The following is a 22,598-nucleotide window of genomic DNA, read 5'->3' on the forward strand; positions in this document are numbered from 1 at the left end:
TTTGGCGTTAGACCAACGTGGGGGCTACTAAAGGCGCATAAGATGCCGAATTACAAGAAACCCTGAGGTATAAACTATGTTCATCCGCAATGCCTTAATTGCCGCTATTTCGACGGCTTCACTGGGACTCACTGGCTGTTTGGACAGCGGTGGTCAAACCAATAAAAACGCTAGCCCGGTATACAAAATTAACGGCGGACCCAGCATAGAGCGCGGTACCCACCCTTTATTTGCTCCTCTGGATACACAATTCGTCATTCCGAGCGACGCGCTTTTTTATCTGAGCGATGTTGATGATGGCACCATGCTTAATGGCACTGATCCTGCCAACCCTGTTACCCAAGGTATCGGCTACCTTGACGGTGCTTCTGTTCTCGCCCCCATTGACGTGAAGATCAGTGCCAGCTTGGATGCAGGGCAAACTCTGGATGCGAACGAATTTGTTTTGACCGAAGATGGTAAGACCATCCCGAATCCGAACCAGAACGTTTTCTTGATTCCGGTTGATTATGCCGGTGGCGACCCATTGAAGACACTCGATGGCGAAGCCCCGGGTCTGACAACGGCGGCACAGTATCGTAAAGCGCTGCGGTTGCAAGAAGAGGGCGGTACTGAAGCTGCAGAAGTCATCTTTGCAAAACTGCGCGAAAAAACACTTCGTGTTGAGATGCTAGACATCGACGGCGGCGAGAATAACCTGATCCGCATTCTGCCTCTGACCCCACTTGACGAAAAAACGCAGTACGTGCTGGCGCTAAGCGACTCTATCGTAGACGCTGAGGGTAAGCCTCTGGTTGGCTCTGTGACTTACCAGAGTGTCGCTAACCCGGACCGGGTGTTGTCTAACGGGCTTTATCAGCCTTTCCGAGATGCGATGTTGCCTGCGCGCAAGCTGGCGGCCGATTACTTTGATTTTAAGCGCGAGCACGAAGTATCGGCACAATTTGCAGCGACCTTTGCCGACATTCCTTACGCCACCATGATCACCACCACGGCCGTGGATGATGTGCTGTTGGCCAATGCGGCGCCGGTCACTTATTACCAGGAAATGCTGACCATTGAGCAGCGTAAGGCAGACCTCAATAAGCTGTTTAAAGGCTTCTATAACCTTAGCGGCCAAACGCTCACTGAAGCCAGCGCCGCTGAGAAAAGTTTAAACGCAGCGCTGTACACCAAACTGATCACTTCGAGCAGTGAGTTTTATGACGCAGAGTTGGCTGCGATTCTGACGGCTGCCAATGCTAAGGGTGTTGTTGTTGCCTACGGCGATGTGATCGTAAACGCAGAGCGCGACCGCCGCCTTGCGCACGCTATTCAAGCAGCCGCAGCGCAAGCCAGTGACGAAAGCATGGACGTTTCTGCAGATGCGCAGAGCATGGCCGATGCAGCTGATACATTACTGGACACGCCTAAACCGAGAACAGTTAAGGTTTTCAGTCAACGTACCGGGGGCGATGTAAATGAGGCTCTTGAACAAGATCCTACGGGTGTTACACCGATAAACATTCGTGTTTATGAAGGCGAGATTACTCTGCCATATTTCCAAGCGTTGCCTGATGATGGTGACGGGGCGGTGCTTAAAACCACAAGCTGGTTACCAGCCGATTTCAGCGGCGACACGGCTCTCGAGCAGGCACCGTCTAATAGAATCAGTTACCGGTTCCCATTTGTCGCCAAGACCGCGGATACCACCGTACCCATAGTGGTTGCGGCTCCATCAACCCTGTCTCCGACTCCGACAAACGGTTTCCCGGTTATTATCTATCAGCACGCAGCCACGCAGGATCGATCGGCTATCTTGCCAATGGCAACGGCCGCAGGGCTCACGTGCATCACTTCAGATGACGATTGTTTTGTGACGATTGGTATCGACCAGCCACTGCACGGTATTTTCAAAGAAGATGGCGGTGCCGTAGGTCTAAGCCCAATTTCGACTCAGACCGGCGCGTCTGCTGAGGCTACTGAGCGTCACTTCGGGTTTGCCGCTGATGCTGAATTGAACGCAGTGCCAGCCGCGAGTCTTGAAGAGCCGGGTTCTGGTGATTTGTTCCTCAACTTTGCGAACTACGCCAATACCCGGGACAACATGCGCCAGAGTGCGATTGATTTGTTGAACGTGAATGCGTCGTTGCAGAACATCGAAGATGCGATCGCTGCATGTTCCCAGTGCGATAACAATCTGAACATCGACCCAAGCCGCGTCTACTTTATGACCCACTCACTGAGTGGCATGGGTGGTGCAGCAGTGCCTCATCTTACTAACGTGGCAATTGATGAGGGCAATAATGCCGACTTGAACCGCATCCAGGCTTCTGTGTTCTTCAACACCGGTGGCAGTTTCACTCGTCTCGTTGAAAACTCTCAGTCGGTTGCACCCCGTGTGTTGCCAGGTTTGGATGACGCCTCCGATGGCCTGCTTGCACAAGGTCGTACCGAGCTGAACATTTACTTTAACGTGTTCCAATCCTTGTTGGATTCGGTTGATCCAACTGCCTTCGCGCCGTTCTACGAAAATAAGCCGGTGCTCCTTACGGAGATCGCGGGTGATCCGGAAGATCCAGAAAAGCCCACCGACAACACGGTCCCGAACGCTGCTGATGAAGAAGCGGCATTGCCTCCGCTTGAAACAACAATCGCCGAGACAGGTTTTGTGATTAAAGGCGAAAACATACCGCTTGCCGGTACCGACCCTTTGGCGGCTTCAATGGCTGCTGCCGCTATCCAGGAACTGGCTTCAAACAACACGCTTCCAGTAATCACCCGTTACACCGAAGGGGCTCACGGAAATCCGATTTCCGCCGGTCAAAAAGCAGCGGAGCCATACTCGTCCGGGGCAGTCTTTAGCGAGATGACTGCGCAGATGCTCGAGCTGTTTACTACGGGAACCGTCTCTGTCAGTAACGGTTGCGTTGTTCAGGGTGTCGCCGGAAGCAATTGTGATGATCCTGAAAACAGCAATCCGGGTGAGCAACCAAATGAAGGCGGCGATGGCGGATTCCCAATTCCGATTCCAATTCCGATTCCAGGTCTCTAACCCGAGAAAGTAATCCTCGCGCCGCCACATACGGCGGCGCCCAAAACCTCTCACAACGACAACGATAACCAAGGCGTGTTCCCCGCTTGGCGGGGGCGCTTGCGCCAAAAAATGTGCGGAGTAACTGCAATGACAACAAAAAAGTCTATTTTAGCAAGGTCTATTCAGCTTGCGCTGACGACCCAGATCGCGTGCCTTGCACCAACCGCAGCGGCTTTCGACTTCAGCTTCTACGAAATCGACGCGTCGTTTAGCACCACACTGACCGCAGGCACCGCCTACCGTTTGGAAGATCAAGATCCCGATCTGATCACTCAAGGTAACCTGGGCCCCGAGTTTGCTTACAGCGACACTGGTGCGTCTTCCAACAACTTCGATGACGGTAACCTCAATTTCAATAAAGGTGATCCGTACTCGACTATCCTTCGTGGCCGCAGTGAGCTGTTCCTGGATTATGTGCCGGATAGCGACGTACTGACTCGTGTCGGCTTTTTGGGCCGGGCCAGCTACTACTACGACTTCGAACTTAAAGATAACGAGCGGGCCGTTGACCCTGTTGGTCAGCAAAGAGAGTTGAACCCGGAAGCCAAAGATAACGCTTCGGGCATTGATCTACTTGATGCGTACATCTTCACCGATTGGCAAGTAGGCGACGTGCCGGTAGCGGTGCGCTATGGCCGTCAAGTAGTCAACTGGGGTGAAAGTACCTTCATTCTCGGCGGTATCAACGCCATCAACCCAATTGACGTACCTGCTTTTCGAGCACCCGGCGCTGAACTCAAAGACGTACTTCTGCCAGTTGAAATGTTGTACACCTCGGTTGGGCTGACGCCGGAAGTAACCGTGGAAGCGTTTGTTCAAACTGACTGGGAGCCGTTCCGCATTGACGATTGCGGTACTTTCTTCTCCACGGCCGATGTGGCTGCGGATGGGTGTGGCCCAGTGTTGCTGGCGGGGCAAGTTCCAGATTCGCAAGCTTTTAATGAAGGCTTTATCTCTCCCCGAATCGGCGATAAAGAGCCTGGTGATAAGGATCAGTTTGGTGCAGCCGTACGTTGGTACGTCACCGAATTAGAAGCCGACGTGGGCTTCTATTACACGCGTTACCATAGCCGCTTGCCCTACATCAGTGGTGTGGTGAGCAATCCGGCTGCTCCAGAAGGCAGCCAAGTGCGTGACGATAGCAAACCGGACTCTCGTTTCCCGAGCTACTTCATCGATTACCCCAAAGGCATTGATCTGTTTGGTGTCAGCTTCAACACCACGCTGCCAACCGGAACGTCGCTGGGTGCGGAGTACAGCTACCGTCCCAACATGCCAATTCAGTGGAACACCTTTGAGTTGATCTACGGTGGTTTGCAGCAGCGCGGGCCTGATGGTCAGGTGATCAGTAAGCTTGAGAAGCGTGAGCAGGCCAAGGGTGGCAACTACGCGGGTAAAGCAGTCGACGGATACGATCGTTATGGCGTGTCACAGCTCCAGACGACTCTGATTCACTTTATCGATCAGGTTATGGGAGCAGACCGCTTCATCATCGTGGCCGAAATTGGTGCGACCTACGTGCATGACCTACCTGACCTGTCGGAAGCGCGTTATGGCCGCTCCGGCATGTTCGGTGTGGGCCCGGTTCCTCTGGATGGCCCCAACTTCTCCGGTGACTTCTGTAGCCAGGGTACCGACAGCGAGAAGCGTCTGAACATCAACGCGACCAACTGTACCAACGATGGTTTCACAACAGACTTTTCATGGGGCTATCGCACCTTGTTTGTGTGGGATTACCCAAGCGCGGTCGCCGGTGTGAACTTGCGTCCTAAGTTGTTCCTCTCGCACGACGTTGAAGGGTATGCACCCGATCCAGGCGGCAACTTCAAAGAAGGGAATAAGTCGGTAGGGCTTGGTTTAGATGCAACTTATCAAAATGCCTACAAGGCCTCTCTTAGCTACACGAATTACTTTGGCGGCGACTTCAACGAAACCAATGACCGCGATTTCGTGGCCGCTTCAATCTCATACGCTTTTTAATACCCGGGAACTCAAGGAGACCTGACTTATGAAAATGATACGTACGTTCCTATACAGCGCAGTCGCCAGCGCCATGCTGGCTGGAGGCTCGGCATCCGCCGGGGTGTCTCAGGATGAAGCCGCTAAGCTTGGCGATACGCTGACTCCGATGGGCGCGATCAAGGCCGGCAATGGCGAGGCTATCCCTGCATGGGACGGTGGTTTGGTAACTCCGCCGGCCAACTATAAAAGCGACGGCCGTTACGTGGATCCGTTTCCGAATGACAAAGAGCTGTTCCGGATTGATCAAAGCAACGTCAACGAATACGCCGACAAGCTGACCCCGGGTCAGGTTGCGATGATCAAAACTTACGACAGTTATTTCATCCCGGTTTATGAAACTCGTCGTACGGGTGCTTACCCGGAAGTTGTTCAAAACAAGACGAAGGCAAATGCCACTGACGTCTCGCTGATTGAGAGCGGTAACGGTTTAAGCAATTACCAGACAGCCATTCCGTTCCCCATTCCAAAGAACGGTCTTGAGGCAATCTTCAACCACATCACGCGCTACCGTGGCGGCTCGGTAACCCGCAACGTTGCGCAGGTGACTCCTCAGCCTAACGGTGACTTCAGTGCCGTTAAGTTCACTGAGTCGTTCACTGAACGAGTCCAGTTGAAGGACTATGATCCGTCTGAAGACGAGAACGTTATGTTCTACTTCAAGCAGACTATCACTGCACCGTCTCGTTTGGCCGGTAACGTGTTGCTGGTTCACGAAACCATCAACCAGGTTAAAGAGCCACGTCGTGCATGGTTGTACAACTCTGGTCAGCGTCGTGTGCGTCGCGCCCCGAGTGTTGCTTATGATGGTCCGGGTACCGCGGCTGACGGCCAGCGTACGTCAGACAACCTTGACCTGTATAACGGTGCGCCAGACAAATACAACTGGGAACTTAAGGGCCGTAAAGAGCTTTACATCCCTTACAACTCCTACCGTATGGCGAGTGAAGACCTGAGCTACAAAGACATCATCAAGCCAGGTCACGTAAATCAAGAGCTGGCACGTTACGAGCTGCACCGTGTGTGGCACGTGACCGCTACCCTGAAAGACGGCGAGCGGCACGTGTACAAGAAGCGTGATTTCTACATCGATGAAGACACCTGGCAGATTGCCGTGGTTGACCACTACGACGGCCGCGACAACTTGTGGCGTGTAGCGGAAGCTCATGCCATGCAGGTCTATGATGCGCGCATTCCGGGTTACGCCTTCGAAACGCTGTATGACCTTCTGTCTGGCCGCTACCTGGTCATGGGTATGACCAATGAAGAGAGCGATCCGTACTCGTACGATGTTGAGCGAAGCTCACGAGAATACACTCCGGCTGCTCTGCGTCGCGCAGGTGTTCGTTAATCGATTGACTCCTTGAAGTAGGCCTCGGCCGGTGTACACACCGGTCGGGCCCCTATCTAGGGTAGGAGTTCACCAATGTACATACTCGATATACAAGCAAGTGGCATGGGTGAGCAAAGTTACCCGGCTGAGATTGCTTGGCGCCGTATTGACGGATCTGAGTCTTATTCCACTCTCATCAACCTCGATAATGTGCATGGCTGGGAAAAATGGAGTCATGATGTAGTTCGTCACGGGCTGACAAGACAAGAATGTTGCGACCGAGGTGGGACGACAGCCTACGTTGCCCGACGTGTTGACGATCTATTAAAACACTATCCGGTATATTCTGAATCTCCAATCCAAGACCAGCGGTGGCTAGATAAACTGTTCAGGTCTGCAGGCAAAAGATGCCCTGCAAAGCTGATCCCCATAGAACACGCCGTGCCTTCCCGCAGACGATTCGAGTTGCATCGCTACCTCTTGGCTCGCCGTGACGAACATAATGCGGCCGCGAATAGCCTGCTTTTAGCCCGCGCTATACAACAAATCAATGTTACGGCCACGCCTGACAAGCGTAAACAAAGCGCTCTAAGTTCACCCCTCAAGTGGTTGAAAGGTTTCTCCTTTGTAACCTAAAAGCCTCTCGTGTAATCTCCCCAACTACCTTATTCTGCTATCCTTTCTTGCTACGCATTTATTACCCTCGCCATGGCAAGCACCTCCAAAACCGATAGGATGCGCCTGACTCAATTGGCTGCGCACACAAGGAACTTCACATGAATAAACTTGGCCTGCTGACATTAGCGATCTCGCTTTCGGCTATACCGTTACCGACATTTGCGAAAATTGCTGAGGCAACGCTGTATCCTTCTCATGCAGAGTTAACGTGGCATGAGTCGGAACAGATTAATGCGGGAACGGGTACGATTGAGATAAATGGCCTCCCGTTGAGTCTGCAAGATCAGTCGTTACAGGTAATGCTCGATGGTGTTCCGGGGGCGACGTTGCAGCAGATCCAGGTGAGCAGAGCCGAGCGTGAAGACTTCGTGGCTGCCGAAGCACGCCGGATACGGCAAGAGTTGTCCGAAGTAAATCTGCGTATCCAGGAACAAGAAGACCTCATCAGCTCCTGGAAACAACAAGTCACCCTCATGACTCATGCAGCCCAATCGCCTAATGAACTCACTGCATCTGAGTTAAGCGAGCTGGCAATCGCATTGAAAGAGACAACACAGTCTGCGTTAGCGGAAATACGCGAAACACGGGAAAGCATGAAGGAAGATCTTGCTTTGAAAGACCGTCTTACGCGTGAGCTTTCTCAAACCACCCAAAACGCCAAAGCAACCAAGAACGTGAAGGTTTATTATCGGGCGCCGAACAGTGGCTCAGCTCAAATAAAACTTCGGTTCCAGACTTCCGAGGCCCGTTGGCGCAGTGAATACAATGCGCGTTTGAACACTAAAGGTAGTGCGGGCGGTGAACTGATCTTGGAGCATGTGGCGGTTGTTCAGCAGACAACGGGTACCGATTGGGACGATGTTCAAGTGCAGCTCGCAACCGCCAGCGCTCGAAAGGGAACGTCCATGCCCCCGGTTAACTCGTGGGTTGTGATCCCTGGTCAGCCTGAGCGTTTCCAGGCCAAGGCGCTCGCGCCGATGGCTGAAATGCGGGCGGGCTCGTCAATGGCCGATTCTGCAATTGCTGAACGAGCCAGCACGTTTACCCAAAGCTATCGATTGTCTGGACCGGTTCAGATTCCAAGTGATGCCTCCGGGCAACGCTTTAAAGTGGCTGACCACATCGTACCTGTTGAGGTAGCGGTGTGGTCAGCACCGGTGCTGGACCCTACGGGTTATATCCATGCAAAAGGCGTTTTCAAGGGTGAGGTGCCGATACCCGCAGGGCAAGCGATGCTCTATAGAGATGGTCAAAGTGTCGGCCAATGGCATCTCGGCGAGCTTTCTCCCGGCGAAGACATTGCCTTAGGCTTTGGTGCTGATCAAGCGGTGAGCATTGCTGTGATCAACGAACTCGAGAAAACCGGCGAGGAGGGCATCTGGAAAAGTGAGAACGTGCAGCGTCGCCAAAACCGATTTGATATCACCAATCATCACGATAAACCGATCCGGGTTAAAGTATTCGATCGAATTCCTGTTTCTGAGCAAGATGTGCTAACCGTTAAACCCTTGGAAATCAGCGAGCCTGTTCAACGTAATTTTGAGGATAAGAAGGGCGTGTTGGTTTGGGATCGTGAAGTCCCGGCTGGGAAGACCAAAAGCGTGAAATCCGGTTTTGAGGTGCGGGTGCCGGACGGGACTGAGTTGCCACCATTGTAACCCCAAGATTTATCGAAGTTAGCGAAAATGCCGGTTTATCCGGCGTTTTCGCCGGTAAATCGTGCACAATGAGGCGTTATGCCTCATGATTGTCTGATCATTCCGCACGTTTAGGTTGTACGATTGCGCATGGAAAATACCTTTTGGAAGGAAAAAGGATTCGTCAAATCAGCTCTAATAATTGGGTTCGTTTGCGTATTCGTATTTACGTTGCTGGTTTACGGCGCGCTTAAATATCAAGCAGCGCTGCAAAGCGACGATCTAAAGGTCGCTGAACAGGCAAAAAACAGGATGACATCGGGCCTGCTTGAGCAAATTTTCGAGTATACCGCGGACGATCTTCTTGCTATCGCAACGATGCCCGCAGCGGTTCGATTTAATCGTGGGCGCAGTGAGGAATGGAAAGGTGCGCTCCAAACGGTCTTTCGTGTTCAGCTAGAAAATAAAACCAATTATAGCCAATTGCGCTTTCTCGACTACGGTGGCATGGAGCTTGTCAGGTTAGAAAAAACCAATCAACGAGTTTTTAATAGGCAAGACGCGGCGATGCAGTTTAAGGGCGAGCGGTATTATGTCATCGAAACGGCTGCCCTCTCAAAGGGTGAAGTTTACGTCTCGCCCCTAGATTTGAATGTCGAGACAGGACAGGTTGAGGTGCCGTTCAAGCCCATGATCCGTTTTGGGACGCGGGTTGTCGATGAGAAAACCGGTAATCAAGGGTTAGTGATTCTCAACATGAAAGGTGATGCTCTGTTGAACACCTTTGATACAGGAATGGCAGGTTCTTATCCCGCGTTTCTACTGAACAAGGAAGGACATGTCATTGCCGGGCCGGATGAACACGATGAGTGGGGTTTCATGTTTGGGCTTCCGTCGTCCTTTGCCCGGGATTATCCCGAGGCACTTGAAAGGATTTTGGCGGATGATCATGGGTGGATTGAAACAGGCAGCGGGCTATTTGTTTACGAAACTGTCCATCCATTGAAACAATCCAATGAAGACTTTTCAACCGAGCAATACACTTGGAAGACCGTTTCGTTCATACCAAGTTCCGCACTGCCATCTTCGGCACTTTTGAACCATCCCTGGGTAATAGGCTTCTACATTATTGGTGTGTTCCTTACCCTTGTTATTTCCTTTTATACCCACTTCCTGATTCACAAGAGACGGGAGCTACGCCGAGAAAACGAACGACAGTCGAAACGCTTCTGGAAAATCTCCAGCGTATTGGGTGACGGCTTGATTGTCATGGATAAAGATGGCGTGTTGACGTACATGAACCCGGAAGCTGAGCGGATATTAGGCTGGGAGGCGCACGATCTTGTCCATAAGCAAGGCCATGAGGTATTCCACGTTCACGAGCAGAATGATCCCAATTGTTCCGTAATGGATGTCATGAAAACTCGGCAGCTCTATCGGAGCAAAAACGAAGAGTTTCGCCGTAAAGACGATTCGACGATACCGGTCATCCTCAATGCCGCGCCTCTTACCAGCGATACCGGTGATGAAGGTGTTGTGATCTCTTTTCAGGATTTTTCTGAAATAAAGGAGTATCAGGAAACCATTCACAGCTTGGCTTTCAAAGACAGCCTAACGGGCCTTCCAAACCGTCGCGTTCTGGAAGATCGTATGCAGTTGGCTATCGCATTATCAGGCCGCCATGCCCGTCACCTAGGATTAATGTTCCTCGATCTTGATCATTTTAAGCAAGTCAACGATACCTACGGCCACGACGCCGGCGATATATTGCTTAAAGACATCGCGGAGCGTTTAGAGCGAAACGTTCGTGAAACCGATACGGTAGTAAGAATGGGGGGCGATGAATTTATCGTCCTTCTGCCCGAGGTGTCGTCTACTGAGAACGCAAGGGTGGTGGCTGAGAAGATTCTTGCTGCCGTTTCACTCCCTGTAGTGTTGCCATTGGGGGTTGCGCGAGTGGGCGTGAGTATTGGGATCACTATTGCCAGGGGCGCGGGCTTAACCATTGAAGGCGTCATGCAAAGTGCTGACAAGGCTATGTACGAAGCTAAACGCAGAGGTAAAAACCAGATTTACGTGAACGAGTACCTTTTGCCGAGCAGTGACGATGACCACCCAAGGTAAATGTCTTTTATAGATTCAGGAATCACTCATGAGTGTTGTACCCTTCGAACACCTGGCATGCCCACTAGACGGCATGCCTCTCTGTCGAGAGGAAAAAAGCTGGCGGTGTGAGAGTGGACACAGTTTCGATGTCGCTAGGCAAGGGTATGTCCATTTGCTTCCCGTGCAGAAAAAGCGCTCCAAGGATCCGGGAGACAGTAAGGCGATGGTTTCCGCGCGTCAGCGATTCCTTGAGGCAGGTTTTTATCGGCCAATCGCAGAAGCGGTAACAAAGGCCGCCTTAGTCGGTGCGGTTAATGGTTCGCCTTTAAGTTGCCTGGATGCGGGTTGTGGAGAGGGTTATTATCTCCGCCAGCTTGAGCATAGCGCTGACCATGTCGAATGGTGTTTGCTAGGGCTCGATATTTCTAAATGGGCCGTATTATCAGGTGCGAAGCAAGACACGCGGGCTAACTGGGTAGTGGGTAGTAATGCGAATTTGCCGGTTGTATCTGAGTCGCTCGACAGAATCTTGTGTATGTTCGGTTTTCCGGTCTATTCGGAGTTTGTACGGGTACTCCGACCAGGTGGGTTGCTGATTCAGGTCGATGCCGGGCAGGATCACCTGCGGGAATTAAGAGAGATTATCTATCCGGAAGTGCGAACCGAATCCAAGAAGGTTTCAAGTGCCCCGGAAGGTTTCCGTCGCCGAGCGAGCGAAGATATTCGTTTCCCACTGCATTTAGCTGGCGCAGAGTCGATTGCTGACCTACTCGCCATGACCCCCCACCTCTACCGAGCCAGCCAAGAGGGTAGGGCAAGGGCCGCTGCTTTGGAATCTTTGTCTTTGACGGTCGATGTTTGTTTGCACACGTTCGAGCGAGTTTGAGCAACCGATTGCGTGATGGCTGTGGTTAGACGGAGGCAATTTCTTCGGCGGTAAGTGGTCGATGCTCGCCAGCTGTTAACTCGTCATCGAGTTGTATTCTGCCCATACGTTCTCGATGAAGTGACGTGACTCGGTTGCCAACAGCGTGAAACATTCGTTTCACTTGATGATATCGGCCTTCGTAAATGGTTATTCGCGCTTCGCGCTCGTCAAGTACTTCAATCTGAGCCGGCGAGGTGGTCAGCTGTTCGTACTCGAACCAGATGCCATCCGAAAATCGCTGATGAGTGTCTGCAGTGATCGGGTTTTCTGTTGTTACTCGATACACTTTGGGAATTTTGATTTCCGGTTCCGTCAGCCGACGAGACCAATTGCCGTCGTTGGTTAGTATCAGGAGGCCAGTGCTGGCGCGATCCAGGCGCCCGCCTATATGCAGGTCTTCGTGAAGGGCGGGGTCAATCAACTTGAGTACGGTCGGATGGATATCGTCGACGGTTGCGCTTAAGTAGCCAGCGGGCTTATTGAGCATAATGTACCGGGAGGGCCGAGCCTGTTGAATAACGTCGCCGTCTGCGGTGACGGCGCAAAACTCGCTTACGTCATGTTGTGTGTTCCTGCACACCTTGCCATTCACCGAAACACGACCGGTGGCAATCAAGGCGTTAGCGCGTTTGCGACTCACGCCGTTTTGATTACTCACCATGCGGGATAACTTCATAGGAAGTGGCCGCTTACGCGCCTGTGCCCTTAGCTTTTAGCCGATAAAACTCTTCGATAACCTGTTCCATCGCATCCGGGCAGTATTCCCGAAGACCGCCGAGCATGATGTGTTTGGATACTTCTCCAACTGGCTGTCCATCTGACAACAGTCGGTAGTCCAGCGTGACGTTGCCTCGTTTCCCTGCCGCCTCCAGCTTGGTATTGCTCAGTTCCAGGTCCGGGCTGGAGGTATTGAGCTGCTCAAGAGTCAGGCTCATACTCTGATACATCACCATTGGGCGGTCAGGGTTGAACATTACGCCGTGTGATTCCATGAGCGGCTTTAAAGTATGGGGGAAGTTTTTACCTGAGGTTGAAACGTAGCATCGGATGAATTCCTCGATGGTCTCTTCGTCGCGGGTGTGCTCACCGCTGCGGCTAACTTTAATGTAGATTTTACCCGCTTCGTCGCAAACTTCTATCGTGCCGTCTTCACCTTCACGAAAATCGAGCGGTACCTCCGCGCCCAGCAAGCTCTGGAATTTGAACGTCATGGAGCTGGACAATCCAAAGCGTGATAGCACGATGGCAAACAGCAGATCACCCGGCACGCAAAAGCGGCGAGCATCCACGTCGTGGATTGGATTGAAATCTCCGGCTACTTCCTTTGCAAAGAGGCTCGCCTGACGCGCTGTGATAACAACCCGTTCATTTTCTATAGAATAAAAGCGGTCTAAAAACATAAAGTTCCTTTAATCATTACCGGCTTCTGCCTCGTGTAGGCGCTCTTGGCGATCCCGTTCTTCTTCTTTGGCTGCTTCAATAATCTCGATGAGCTCATCCACATCTGCACTTTCGGTGTTGTGTTGGAAGCAACCGGTAAGTACGGTGTCGGGGTAGAGTTCTCCAGATTCATAAAGTGCCCAGATTTCTTTGCCGTAGTCCGTATTCAACAATTCCGGTGCAAAGCGCCCGAAATAGCGACGCATGTTGTCAACATCACGCTCTAGCATCCGTTCAGCGTTATTGTTCCCTGACGCGTTAACCGCTTGCGGCAAGTCGATAATGACCGGGCCTTGAGGATCGACAAGAACGTTGAACTCGGAGAGGTCGCCGTGGATTAAACCCGCACACAACATTCGAACGACGTCAGATATGACCTGGCTATGGTAAGCCTTAGCTTGTTCCAGTGTTAGTACCACATCGTCTAATCGCGGAGCTGCTTTGCCGTCTTCATCCGAGATCATTTCCATCAGAAGTACACCGTCAACAAACCCAAAAGGCTCTGGTACGCGCACTTCGGCCTGTGCAAGACGGTATAGAGCATCGACCTCAGCGTTCAGCCAGGCATCTTCCTGCTCTTTTTGGCCGTACCGTGTTTTCTTGCTCATCGCCCGAGCTCGGCGGCTGTTCCTGACCTTTCGACCTTCCTGGTATTGAACGGCTTGTTTAAAGCTGCGTTTCTGAGCCTCTTTGTAGACTTTCGCGCAGCGAACACTGTCGCCACAGCGAACCACGAATACTTGAGCTTCTTTGCCGCTCATTAACTGATACAGCACCTCATCCACCAGGCCGTCGTCGACTAGGGGCTGTAATCGCTTGGGTATTTTCATGCGTTTTTGCTATCCGATGGTTTCTGTTGTGATTACGCTTGTCGGATTGTTTCCGTTTTAAAGCAGTTTAACAATTGAGGGAAGATTTGCAGCGGTAGGGGAGGAGAATTATCAGCCTAATACGCAAAAAGGCAGCCGAAGCTGCCTTTTTTAAAACGCTGGAGGGCTGTAAATTACAGACCTACTACGTTTTCCGCCTGAGGACCTTTCTGGCCCTGAGTTACGGTGAACTCAACCTGCTGGCCTTCTGCCAGAGTCTTGAATCCGCCGCCTTGGATGGCACTGTAGTGAACGAACACGTCAGGGCCGCCTTCGCGAGTGATAAAACCAAAACCTTTGGATTCGTTGAAAAACTTAACAGTACCGGTAACAGTAGACATATATATAATCCTGAACTCAATCATTTTATGTGCTGTCTATTCGCCTTCATGGCGCTAGATCAGCGGGTTGTGCGGAAACAAAAAACTTGCGTGATCATAAACAGGACGATGCACTACTGATGACAACAGGTATACGTCTTATTGATGAATGCTTTGCTAAATCTTTCCAACGACGGTCACTTTACTCCTACTAGATGGCTTTGCAAAGTTATTTTTAATAGGCAAAAACCCATAGCGGGCCAAATAGAAATTGGCCCGCTATTTTGGGTATCCCGTGATATTTCGTATCTTACGATACAGTGGCTGTAAGCGATCATACATTTCCAAGTACACTTCTGAATACAGCTTTTCATAGAGGGCAGACGCTTCGTTCGATGGCTCGAAAACTTCCCCCACGCGCGTCATCGCGTTTACGGCTGTTTTAAAATCCGGGTGGAGTCCCAAGCCGACAGAAGCATCGATCGCTGCGCCCAGGCCTGACGTTTCATAGGTGTGTGGTCTTTCTGCGGGTAGACCGAAAATATCCGCCGTCAGCTGCATAGCAGCATCGCTTTGAGACCCGCCGCCTGCGACCCTTAATCGTTTAATGGCTTTTCCGTTACGCTTTGCCAGCCGTTCTTTACCTTCCCGTAGTGCGTAAGCCAACCCTTCCAGAATGGCTCTATAGATGTGTGCTCGCGTATGCACATCGCCAAAACCGATGATCGAACCTTTTGCTTCTGGGCCGGGCTGACGCACGCCAGGGCTCCAGTAAGGTTGCAGCATCAAGCCCATGGAGCCCGGCGGAACAGAATTAACCAACTCATCGAACAGAGCTTCCGCTTCGATTCCTTTTTGTTCGGCAATTCGCTGCTCACGCAAACCAAATTCCTGCTTGAACCAACTCACCATCCAAAAGCCCCGGTAGATCATAACTTCCGAAGAGTAATGGCCTGGTAGCGCCGAAGGGTAAGGCGGCATTAAGCGAGTGGGTTCAACGTACTTTCGGTTGGTGGTATTGATCGTGGCGGTGGTGCCATAACTCATGCAGGCCGTTTCTGGCGACAAGCCACCAGAGCCGAGAATTTCGCACGCTTTGTCTGAAGCCGCGGCAATCACTGGTAAGCCGCTCGGTAAGCCCATATGTTCGGCGGCCACGGGCAGCAACTCACCGAGTTTTTCTCCAGGCTCGACCAGATCCGGCAGCATATCGCGGGTAATCGGGGTGATCTGCCATTTGAAGTCGTGCTTGCCGGCCCAGCGGTGCTTCTTGTAATCAAACGGTAAATAACCGACCTGACTGCCGGTAGAATCGCGGTACTCACCCGTAAGTCGATAATTCAGATATCCTGAAAGCAGGAGATATTTGTGGGTTTGCGCCCAGATGTCCGGTTGGTTTTGAATGATCCAGTTGGCTTGGGTTTTCTCGCGAAACCGCTTGATGGGCTCTTCGGCACCGATTAGTTTGAACACGGCCCCCCAAAGGCCTTTCACGGGACCGTTTACGGTCGCGTGCCGTTGATCCAGCCAGATAATAGCAGGGCGCAGTGGTTTGCCATTCGCGTCCAAATTGATCACCGTGCCGCGTTGAGTGGTGACGGTAACGCCCAGAACCTGCTCGGGCTTAGCGCTGGTGTTGCGCCACAGAGACTGGCAGGCCAACCCAAGGTTCTCCCAAAAGTATTCGGGATGTTGCTCCGCCCAGCCGGGTTGTTCCGAGAAGTAAGGCTCGATCTCTTGTTTGCCTTTGCCCACTAGATTGCCGTGCCTGTCAAACAGCAGTGCCCGAACGCTTTGAGTGCCATTGTCGATGGCCAATATTAGTGAATCGTCAGCCATCTCATACACCTCCCGCAGCGGATAAGCTGTATGACTGGTGATACAGCGTCAGGTAGCGGTCGACCTCGGCTTGCCATTGGTCTTCGCTCCAGCCGAGCAGAGGCAGGCACCGATGATGAAGCTCGGCAAAGAGCGCTTCAGCGCCATTCGGCAACACCAGCCCCAGCCGCGTTCGGCGCAGTAGCAAATCATCTAAATGGATAACTTGTTCCTGGGTGCAGGCCCATTCCAGTTCGGCCCACAACGTGGTTGTGCCGGCCACATAGTCGTATGGCTTCCCTGCAAGCATCGCTGTTAGATGTTGCCCGTAAAAACCCTTAAGCCGGCTAAGAGTTAGCTTGTTGTGCAATGCAATGGTTGGGTCGTCTGGCGATGCAGAAAACACTAACGCGCGTTCATCTCTTAAAACGGATTTGTCGCCCTCAAACACTGCCATTAAGGATTCACGGGCAATCTGCCGGAAGGTCGTAAGTTTTCCGCCAGCAACGCTGACTAAGCCTTTGTCACTTCGCAGGGCGTGTTCTCGGTTTTCTTTGGAGGGTGATTTTCCTTCGCCGCTGGTAACAACAGGGCGCACACCGGCCCAGCTCGACAATGCGTCTTGAGCTTTAACCGACGAACTGGGGAAGAGCTTTGATGACACCTTCAATAGATAGCGGACTTCGGCTTCGGTGATGCTGGGCTCAAGATTCAAGTCTCCTTTGTGGTCGAGGTCGGTTGTCCCCAAAACAGTCGTGCCACGCCAGGGGAAGGCGAATACCGGGCGTCCGTCCTCTGGGTGCAGAAGTGAAACTGCGCAGGTTACCGGAAGCCGTTGCCACGGAAGTACAAGATGACTGCCACGCAGAGGCCGTATATGCAGGGGAGTGTCGTGAGGCCCCTGTTTCTGAAGCCGGTCTGCCCACGCCCCCGTAGCATTGATCACACGTTTGGTCTGGATGTGAATGGGGCTTTCGCCTTCTGGTGTTACGTTAATGCCGCTGACGTAGCCATTTTCATCACGAATAATCTCGGATGCCGCTACATAGTTCAGGCATGTCGCGCCATCGGTTTGGGCCTCGGAGATCAAGCGCTGAACCAAACGTGCGTCGTCGGTCAGTGCATCGGTAAAGCGGCTGGTCGCAATCAAGTTGTTCTGCACGAGCCCGGGCACCCACTGAAGGGTTTCACCGGGGGTAAGCTTTTCTCGTGTACGAACCCCTGCGAGTTTGTCATAGACGGCAAGCAGCACTTGGAAAATGCGGGGGCCCGGAAACTTGCCTTTGAAATGAGGCATCAAAAACGGTAACGGCTCAACCAGTCCGGGCGCTTCTTCCATCATGCGTTGGCGTTCACGTACCGCTTGACGGGTTAGACCAATGTGGCCACTACCCAGATATCGAAGGCCACCGTGAACCATTTTCGAGGATCGACTAGACGTGCCCCAGGCGAAGTCTTTCTGCTCCACCAGTAGTGTACGTAAGCCGCTGCCTGCGGCCTCCCGAGCAGCACCTGCGCCAGTAATGCCGCCACCGACGATGACGACATCAAATTGAGCGTTGCTACGCAGTTCTGTCAGAACTTCCTGCCGCGTCTTATCCATGGCCTTATCAATCCAGCAGCGTGGTCGGATTCAGGCGTTTATCCGGGTCGAAGCTGGTCGTCAGGGCCCGGATAGCCCGCATGCCCAGCTCACCTTTCTCTGCTGGCATAAAGGGCGCGTGGTCTTTGCCGACCCCATGCTGATGGCTGATGGTGCCGCCGTTACGAACGATGATCTCCGACGTGGTGTTTTTAAGGTGCTTCCAACGCTGAAGTGTCTCAGCGTAGGTGTCGGCAACACGGAACACGTAAGTGGTGTAAATCGAGCAGCCCTGGCCATAAAAATGAGATAGGTGCGTAAAGACGTGAGACTTCTCTTGTTTATTTTCAAGCCCAGTCCGCAAGCTGGCCTCTATTTTCTCCAGCAAGCTGTCAACGTTATCCCAATCTGTTGCGGTCTCCAGCGTGTCTACGGCATAGCCCATCTGCCAGAGGGCTTCACGAAGGTAGGGCATGGTAAAGCGTTTTTCAGCCCATTTAGAGCCCAGATTGGTGCCGGTGTACACACCGTTGTATTCCTTACAAACCTTGCGGGCTTGCTTCAGGCTAGCCGATGCCTGGTCTTTCGAGCCAGTCACGCCGAAGGTCATCATGCATTTACCTTCATCCGCGCCACGAAGTGACAAGAACTTCTCCAGAAGGTTGATCAGGCCTGGGTGGCCGGCCAAGGCGAGTTGGGTTTCGGTTTCAATGGCGTTACTAAGCCGTAGCATGGACAGTTGAATTCGGTTCTGAACCAGCATTCGGGCGGCTGTTCGGGCTTGGTCCCAATTTGGGAAAAACACGACATGGAAACGCTCGTGTTCCGGCAACCGGGTAATTCGGACTTTCACTTCAGTTATCAATCCAAGGCGGCCTTCTGAGCCCAGAATCATTTCACGGATATCCGGGCCGGCACTTGAGGCTGGGATGGTAGGAATATCCAGCGTTCCCTGAAGCGTTTCGATGCGACCGCCTGCGAACAGCTGCTCAATTCGGCCATAACGCAGCGACTGCTGTCCGCTGGAGCGGGAAGCAACCCACCCGCCAACGGTAGACAGTTCAAACGATTGAGGGAAATGGCCCAAGGTGTACCCATGTGCACGAAGTTGCGATTCAACCAATGGACCGGGAGTTCCTGCTCCGAATGTGGCCAACTGGCTCTCACGGTCAAGGTCAATCAGACGATTCATATTGGCGAGGCTGACCGTAAGTACAGGTTTGCCCTGATCAACCGGGTTGATGTGTCCGGCGACGCTGGTGCCGCCGCCGTACGGAATCAGGTGAACGTCGTTCTCTTGAACGTACTTGAGAAGTTTCTGCACTTCCGAGTTGGTGCTGGGGAGACTGACTCCATCTGGAAACAGGCCAACTTCACCGCTGCGCATTGCCAGCCAATCTGGGAGGCTCTGACCGCGGGCGTGGCGCACACGGGTTTCGGCGCTGGTATCGATCAGGCCGCGCAGGCCGTCAAAAGAAGGTAGGCGGGATTCCGGAACTTTGGCGCACACTTCTTCCAGCGTGCAATCACTCAGCGCGCTGGCTTGCCCGATGCGTTCAGCCAGAAAGTCTTGGCCGCCCTCTGGGATATCCAGGTTAAATTTGTCATCACCCCAACCGTTCCAGCGTCGCATTTATGCCTACTCCATTATTTGTAAGTTAGCGGCATTTTATAGAGTGATGACCAAATGTGTGTGTCGGTGTGCGACAACCTGACTGTCATTTTGCGACAGTTGTCGTAAAAACGGATCTTAGGGTGTGAGGGCGCTGTTCAATCGTTCGTTGAGGTCTTGCCAGCGCTCCAGCTTTTTGGCATCACCAATCCGGGACCGGGCCCCGGATTCTTTGTTGAGCCAGAGGCCGTCACCATTGAAGCTGTAAACGGGCTCTAAATCAGTGCGTTGAGTCGCTGGCTTAATGTCATTTATAAGATTGTCGAGCACCAGGGGATCGGAGCTCGGGGTTTCGTACCAAGCAAGTACCATGTGGGCTTGATTTAATTCTAAGGCCTTAACGTACACAATTCGCAGCTGCTCATCAGGAACGCCCATGGCGCGTAAAGTCAGGTACTTGGCAATCGAAAAATCTTCGCAGTCACCGCCATTCGTCGTTAGAAGCTCTATGGGCGTTGCCCAGTAGTCTTCTTCACCCCAATGCCGAATGTCGCTGATGAATCGAACCCGATTGAAGAACGAGTTCACCAGTTTAAGTTGACGATCCACGGGAGCATTGGAGGCAAGGGCGTGCAAGCGTTGCCAGTTTTCCAGACGCTGGTGAGCTTCTTGTCCGAAGTCACTGAGCACGTAATTCATCAGCTGGTTGCTGAGTTCCAGCGCGCTCGCAAAGGTAACTGCTAGCAGCAAAGGCAGGATGAAGGAACGGCGGGAGCGGGAAAGGGCGGCCGTTGCCATAATGAGCCTCAGTTATTATTCCGTAGCCGCTGGCGCAATTGTTCCAAGCGTTTTCGGATTTCTTCTCGTCGTTGCTGCTGGCTGGTTGATTGCGGGTCAGGTGAGCTTTGTTGCGTTTGCACTTGCCGTTGAGGGGGTGGCGAGGTGGTTTGTTGGCTTGTTTCTGTGTCTGCCATGAATACCCCGGTACTTTTTTCGTTTTCGGGGAAGTACAGATTTTCAAGCTTGCCTTGGCGTTCAATGATCACCCGGTTCGGAAACACGGTTCGAAGCGTTGCATTGCCGGGAAGAGGCTTACCTACCAGGTAGGCTTCGGTATCACCTTTGTCATCTTCGATCAGAGCGCTGCCCGGAAATTCGCCTTCAGCTGCCAAGACGCCTCTCAAGGACAGTCTGAGATTGGTTTCTGGAAGATTTTCGGTGTTTTCGCTTGGTGATTCTGCAGTTGCGGATGGGCTGCCAAACACCGCTAGGCTGGCCAGTTCTACTTGAGGAACATTGTCGTTTGAGTCGGCAATAGAATCGATTGCCCTGCTCGGCTTAGGTGTTGATGCCCGTTGCTCAGATTGCCAGAATTGATACCCCTGCCAAGCGGAAATGCCAACCATGGCCAGCGCAACCGCAATAGTTAGAATACGTGAAATTTGTTTCGGAGTGGCTAGCATCAGTAATCCTGAACACGAGTGGCGTGAACTTTAAAAAGCCCACAGGTTATCAGACGGAACGTAATTAGTGGCAGTATAGTGTACAGAGTTGTTTAGTGGTTCCCATTCCTGTGGTAGCCTTTTTGAATGCTGACAGCATGGCAGGTTGGGATAACACTGGCCCTATAACAAAAACCAGTGAAGAGACGGATTTAACGAGGGAAAGTTGATCACCGAAACCGAAATTCAGCCGCAAGATTCGCCGCTGGGCAGGCTGCCGTTTACATTTGCCAAGCGTAACGGCGTAATCCTTACTCGGAACGAACAGGGCGAGCCGGTGATTCTTGTTCGGCCTGGCGCCTCCCATACCGCGCTTGCTGAAGCAAATCGGGTGAGCGGTGGACGCGCCCGCTTTTCCACCATCGAACCCAGTCGGTTCGACGACGCCCTTAACGCTGCCTACCAGAACGATTCCGCTGAAGCTATGCAGATGGTTGAGGGCATCGGTGATGACATGGACTTGGCGTCGCTGGCAGATTCGGTGCCAGAAACAGAAGATCTTCTGGAACAGGAAGACGACGCTCCGATTATTCGTTTGATCAATGCCATCTTGACCGAAGCCGTTAAAACCAGCGCCTCGGACGTGCACATCGAAACTTATGAAAAACAACTGATCGTTCGCTTCCGAATCGATGGCGTGCTTCGTGAAGTTGTGCAGCCTAAGCGCGCGTTGGCACCGTTGTTGGTGTCTCGTATCAAAGTTATGGCTAAGCTCGATATTGCGGAAAAACGAATTCCGCAAGACGGCCGAATTGCGCTTCGGGTTGCTGGTAGGGAAGTGGATATTCGAGTGTCCACCATGCCGTCCTCAAGCGGCGAACGTGTGGTGCTGCGATTGCTGGATAAACAGGCCGGCGCTATACGCCTTGAATCGTTAGGCATGGGTGAAAGCGACCTGAAAACATTGCGCAAGCTGATTCATCGCCCTTACGGAATTTTGCTGGTCACCGGGCCAACCGGTTCGGGTAAGTCCACGTCGTTGTATGCGGGCCTGCAAGAAATTAACGACCGAAGCCGAAACATTCTCACGGTCGAAGACCCTATTGAGTATAACCTGCCAGGCATTGGCCAGACCCAGGTCAACCAAAAAGTTGATATGACGTTTGCCCGGGGCTTACGGGCCATTCTTCGCCAAGACCCTGACGTGGTCATGATTGGCGAAATCCGGGATTTAGAAACCGCAGAAATCGCTGTACAAGCGAGTTTGACCGGTCACTTGGTGCTGTCGACGTTGCACACTAATACGGCAGTGGGTGCGATTACCCGTTTGATGGATATGGGCATCGAACCCTTCCTGATTTCCTCCAGCCTGGTGGGGATTGTTGCCCAGCGTTTGGTGCGGGTATTGTGCGATCAATGCCGTGAACCATACATTCCAACGGATGAACACTGTGAGTTCCTGCAGCAGGATCCGGCCAAGCCTCCCACCATCTTCCGCGCCAAAGGGTGCGAGCACTGTAACCAGCTGGGTTATCGCGGTCGGGTTGGCATCTATGAAGTTGTCGAGGTGACTGAAGCCTTGGGCGCCCAGATTCACAAGCGGGCAGGGGAACTCGAGCTTGAACACGAAGCGAGGAAGTCGAGCCCCAGCATTCATGCTGATGGTGTCCAGAAAATTCTCGATGGCGTGACCACCGTGGAAGAAGTATTGCGCGTTACCCACCGGAGCAAATAATTC

At 52.5% G+C, this 22,598-nt stretch carries 17 protein-coding genes; 8 read left to right on the plus strand and 9 right to left on the minus strand.

Annotation, left to right across the window (positions count from 1 at the left end; genetic code table 11):
• Positions 1-76 precede the first annotated feature (76 nt).
• From K5L82_RS04270 to K5L82_RS04300, 7 genes are all read left to right on the plus strand, one after another.
• Positions 77-3,034, plus strand: coding sequence for a hypothetical protein (locus K5L82_RS04270; RefSeq protein ID WP_223133303.1), 2,958 nt, complete (start codon positions 77-79; stop codon positions 3,032-3,034).
• A 129-nt stretch (positions 3,035-3,163) separates the two neighbouring features.
• Positions 3,164-5,056, plus strand: a complete 1,893-nt coding sequence (locus K5L82_RS04275) for a DUF1302 domain-containing protein (RefSeq protein WP_223133304.1) — start codon at positions 3,164-3,166, stop codon at positions 5,054-5,056.
• Between the two features lie 28 nt (positions 5,057-5,084).
• Positions 5,085-6,446, plus strand: a complete 1,362-nt coding sequence (locus tag K5L82_RS04280; RefSeq protein ID WP_133005455.1) for a DUF1329 domain-containing protein — start codon at positions 5,085-5,087, stop codon at positions 6,444-6,446.
• A gap of 75 nt (positions 6,447-6,521) precedes the next feature.
• Entirely contained in the window at positions 6,522-7,064 is a 543-nt protein-coding gene (locus tag K5L82_RS04285; RefSeq protein WP_223133305.1) for a hypothetical protein, read from the plus strand.
• Between the two features lie 140 nt (positions 7,065-7,204).
• The gene (locus K5L82_RS04290) at positions 7,205-8,764 is read left to right on the plus strand and encodes a DUF4139 domain-containing protein (protein WP_223133306.1); all 1,560 of its coding nucleotides are present in this window, start codon (positions 7,205-7,207) and stop codon (positions 8,762-8,764) included.
• A gap of 129 nt (positions 8,765-8,893) precedes the next feature.
• Positions 8,894-10,867, plus strand: coding sequence for a diguanylate cyclase domain-containing protein (locus K5L82_RS04295; protein ID WP_133005457.1), 1,974 nt, complete (start codon positions 8,894-8,896; stop codon positions 10,865-10,867).
• Between the two features lie 28 nt (positions 10,868-10,895).
• Positions 10,896-11,735 carry a putative RNA methyltransferase gene (locus tag K5L82_RS04300; RefSeq protein WP_133005458.1) on the plus strand — a complete coding sequence of 280 codons (840 nt, stop codon included), beginning with the start codon at positions 10,896-10,898 and terminating at the stop codon, positions 11,733-11,735.
• 25 nt (positions 11,736-11,760) lie between these two features.
• Here K5L82_RS04300 and K5L82_RS04305 read toward each other — a convergent pair whose 3' ends face one another.
• The 9 genes from K5L82_RS04305 to K5L82_RS04345 all read right to left on the minus strand — a co-directional run bounded on the left by K5L82_RS04305 (position 11,761) and on the right by K5L82_RS04345 (position 20,881).
• Positions 11,761-12,453 carry a pseudouridine synthase gene (locus K5L82_RS04305; RefSeq protein WP_133005459.1) on the minus strand — a complete coding sequence of 231 codons (693 nt, stop codon included), beginning with the start codon at positions 12,451-12,453 and terminating at the stop codon, positions 11,761-11,763.
• A 13-nt stretch (positions 12,454-12,466) separates the two neighbouring features.
• Positions 12,467-13,177 (minus strand): DUF3581 family protein, encoded by a 711-nt coding sequence (locus tag K5L82_RS04310; protein ID WP_223133307.1) that lies wholly within the window; start codon positions 13,175-13,177, stop codon positions 12,467-12,469.
• A 9-nt stretch (positions 13,178-13,186) separates the two neighbouring features.
• A complete protein-coding gene (locus K5L82_RS04315) occupies positions 13,187-14,047 on the minus strand; it encodes a PA4780 family RIO1-like protein kinase (RefSeq protein WP_133005461.1) in 861 nt (286 codons plus the stop codon).
• 173 nt (positions 14,048-14,220) lie between these two features.
• Positions 14,221-14,427, minus strand: coding sequence for a cold-shock protein (locus K5L82_RS04320; protein ID WP_011784828.1), 207 nt, complete (start codon positions 14,425-14,427; stop codon positions 14,221-14,223).
• A gap of 258 nt (positions 14,428-14,685) precedes the next feature.
• A complete protein-coding gene (locus K5L82_RS04325; protein WP_133005462.1) occupies positions 14,686-16,245 on the minus strand; it encodes an FGGY-family carbohydrate kinase in 1,560 nt (519 codons plus the stop codon).
• 1 nt (position 16,246) lies between these two features.
• On the minus strand, positions 16,247-17,827 hold the full coding sequence (locus K5L82_RS04330) for a glycerol-3-phosphate dehydrogenase/oxidase (protein ID WP_223133308.1): 1,581 nt from the start codon (positions 17,825-17,827) through the stop codon (positions 16,247-16,249).
• Positions 17,828-17,834: 7 nt separating this feature from the next.
• On the minus strand, positions 17,835-19,439 hold the full coding sequence (locus tag K5L82_RS04335) for an FAD-binding oxidoreductase (RefSeq protein ID WP_223133309.1): 1,605 nt from the start codon (positions 19,437-19,439) through the stop codon (positions 17,835-17,837).
• A gap of 117 nt (positions 19,440-19,556) precedes the next feature.
• A complete protein-coding gene (locus K5L82_RS04340; RefSeq protein WP_223133310.1) occupies positions 19,557-20,216 on the minus strand; it encodes a transglutaminase-like cysteine peptidase in 660 nt (219 codons plus the stop codon).
• Positions 20,217-20,224: 8 nt separating this feature from the next.
• On the minus strand, positions 20,225-20,881 hold the full coding sequence (locus K5L82_RS04345) for a type II secretion system protein N (RefSeq protein ID WP_223133311.1): 657 nt from the start codon (positions 20,879-20,881) through the stop codon (positions 20,225-20,227).
• A 205-nt stretch (positions 20,882-21,086) separates the two neighbouring features.
• Here K5L82_RS04345 and gspE point away from each other — a divergent pair, with 205 nt between their 5' ends.
• Positions 21,087-22,595 carry a type II secretion system ATPase GspE gene (gene gspE / locus K5L82_RS04350; protein ID WP_262492516.1) on the plus strand — a complete coding sequence of 503 codons (1,509 nt, stop codon included), beginning with the start codon at positions 21,087-21,089 and terminating at the stop codon, positions 22,593-22,595.
• Positions 22,596-22,598 lie beyond the last annotated feature (3 nt).

The sequence above is a fragment of the Marinobacter sp. AL4B genome (assembly GCF_019916045.1).
GTDB lineage: Bacteria > Pseudomonadota > Gammaproteobacteria > Pseudomonadales > Oleiphilaceae > Marinobacter.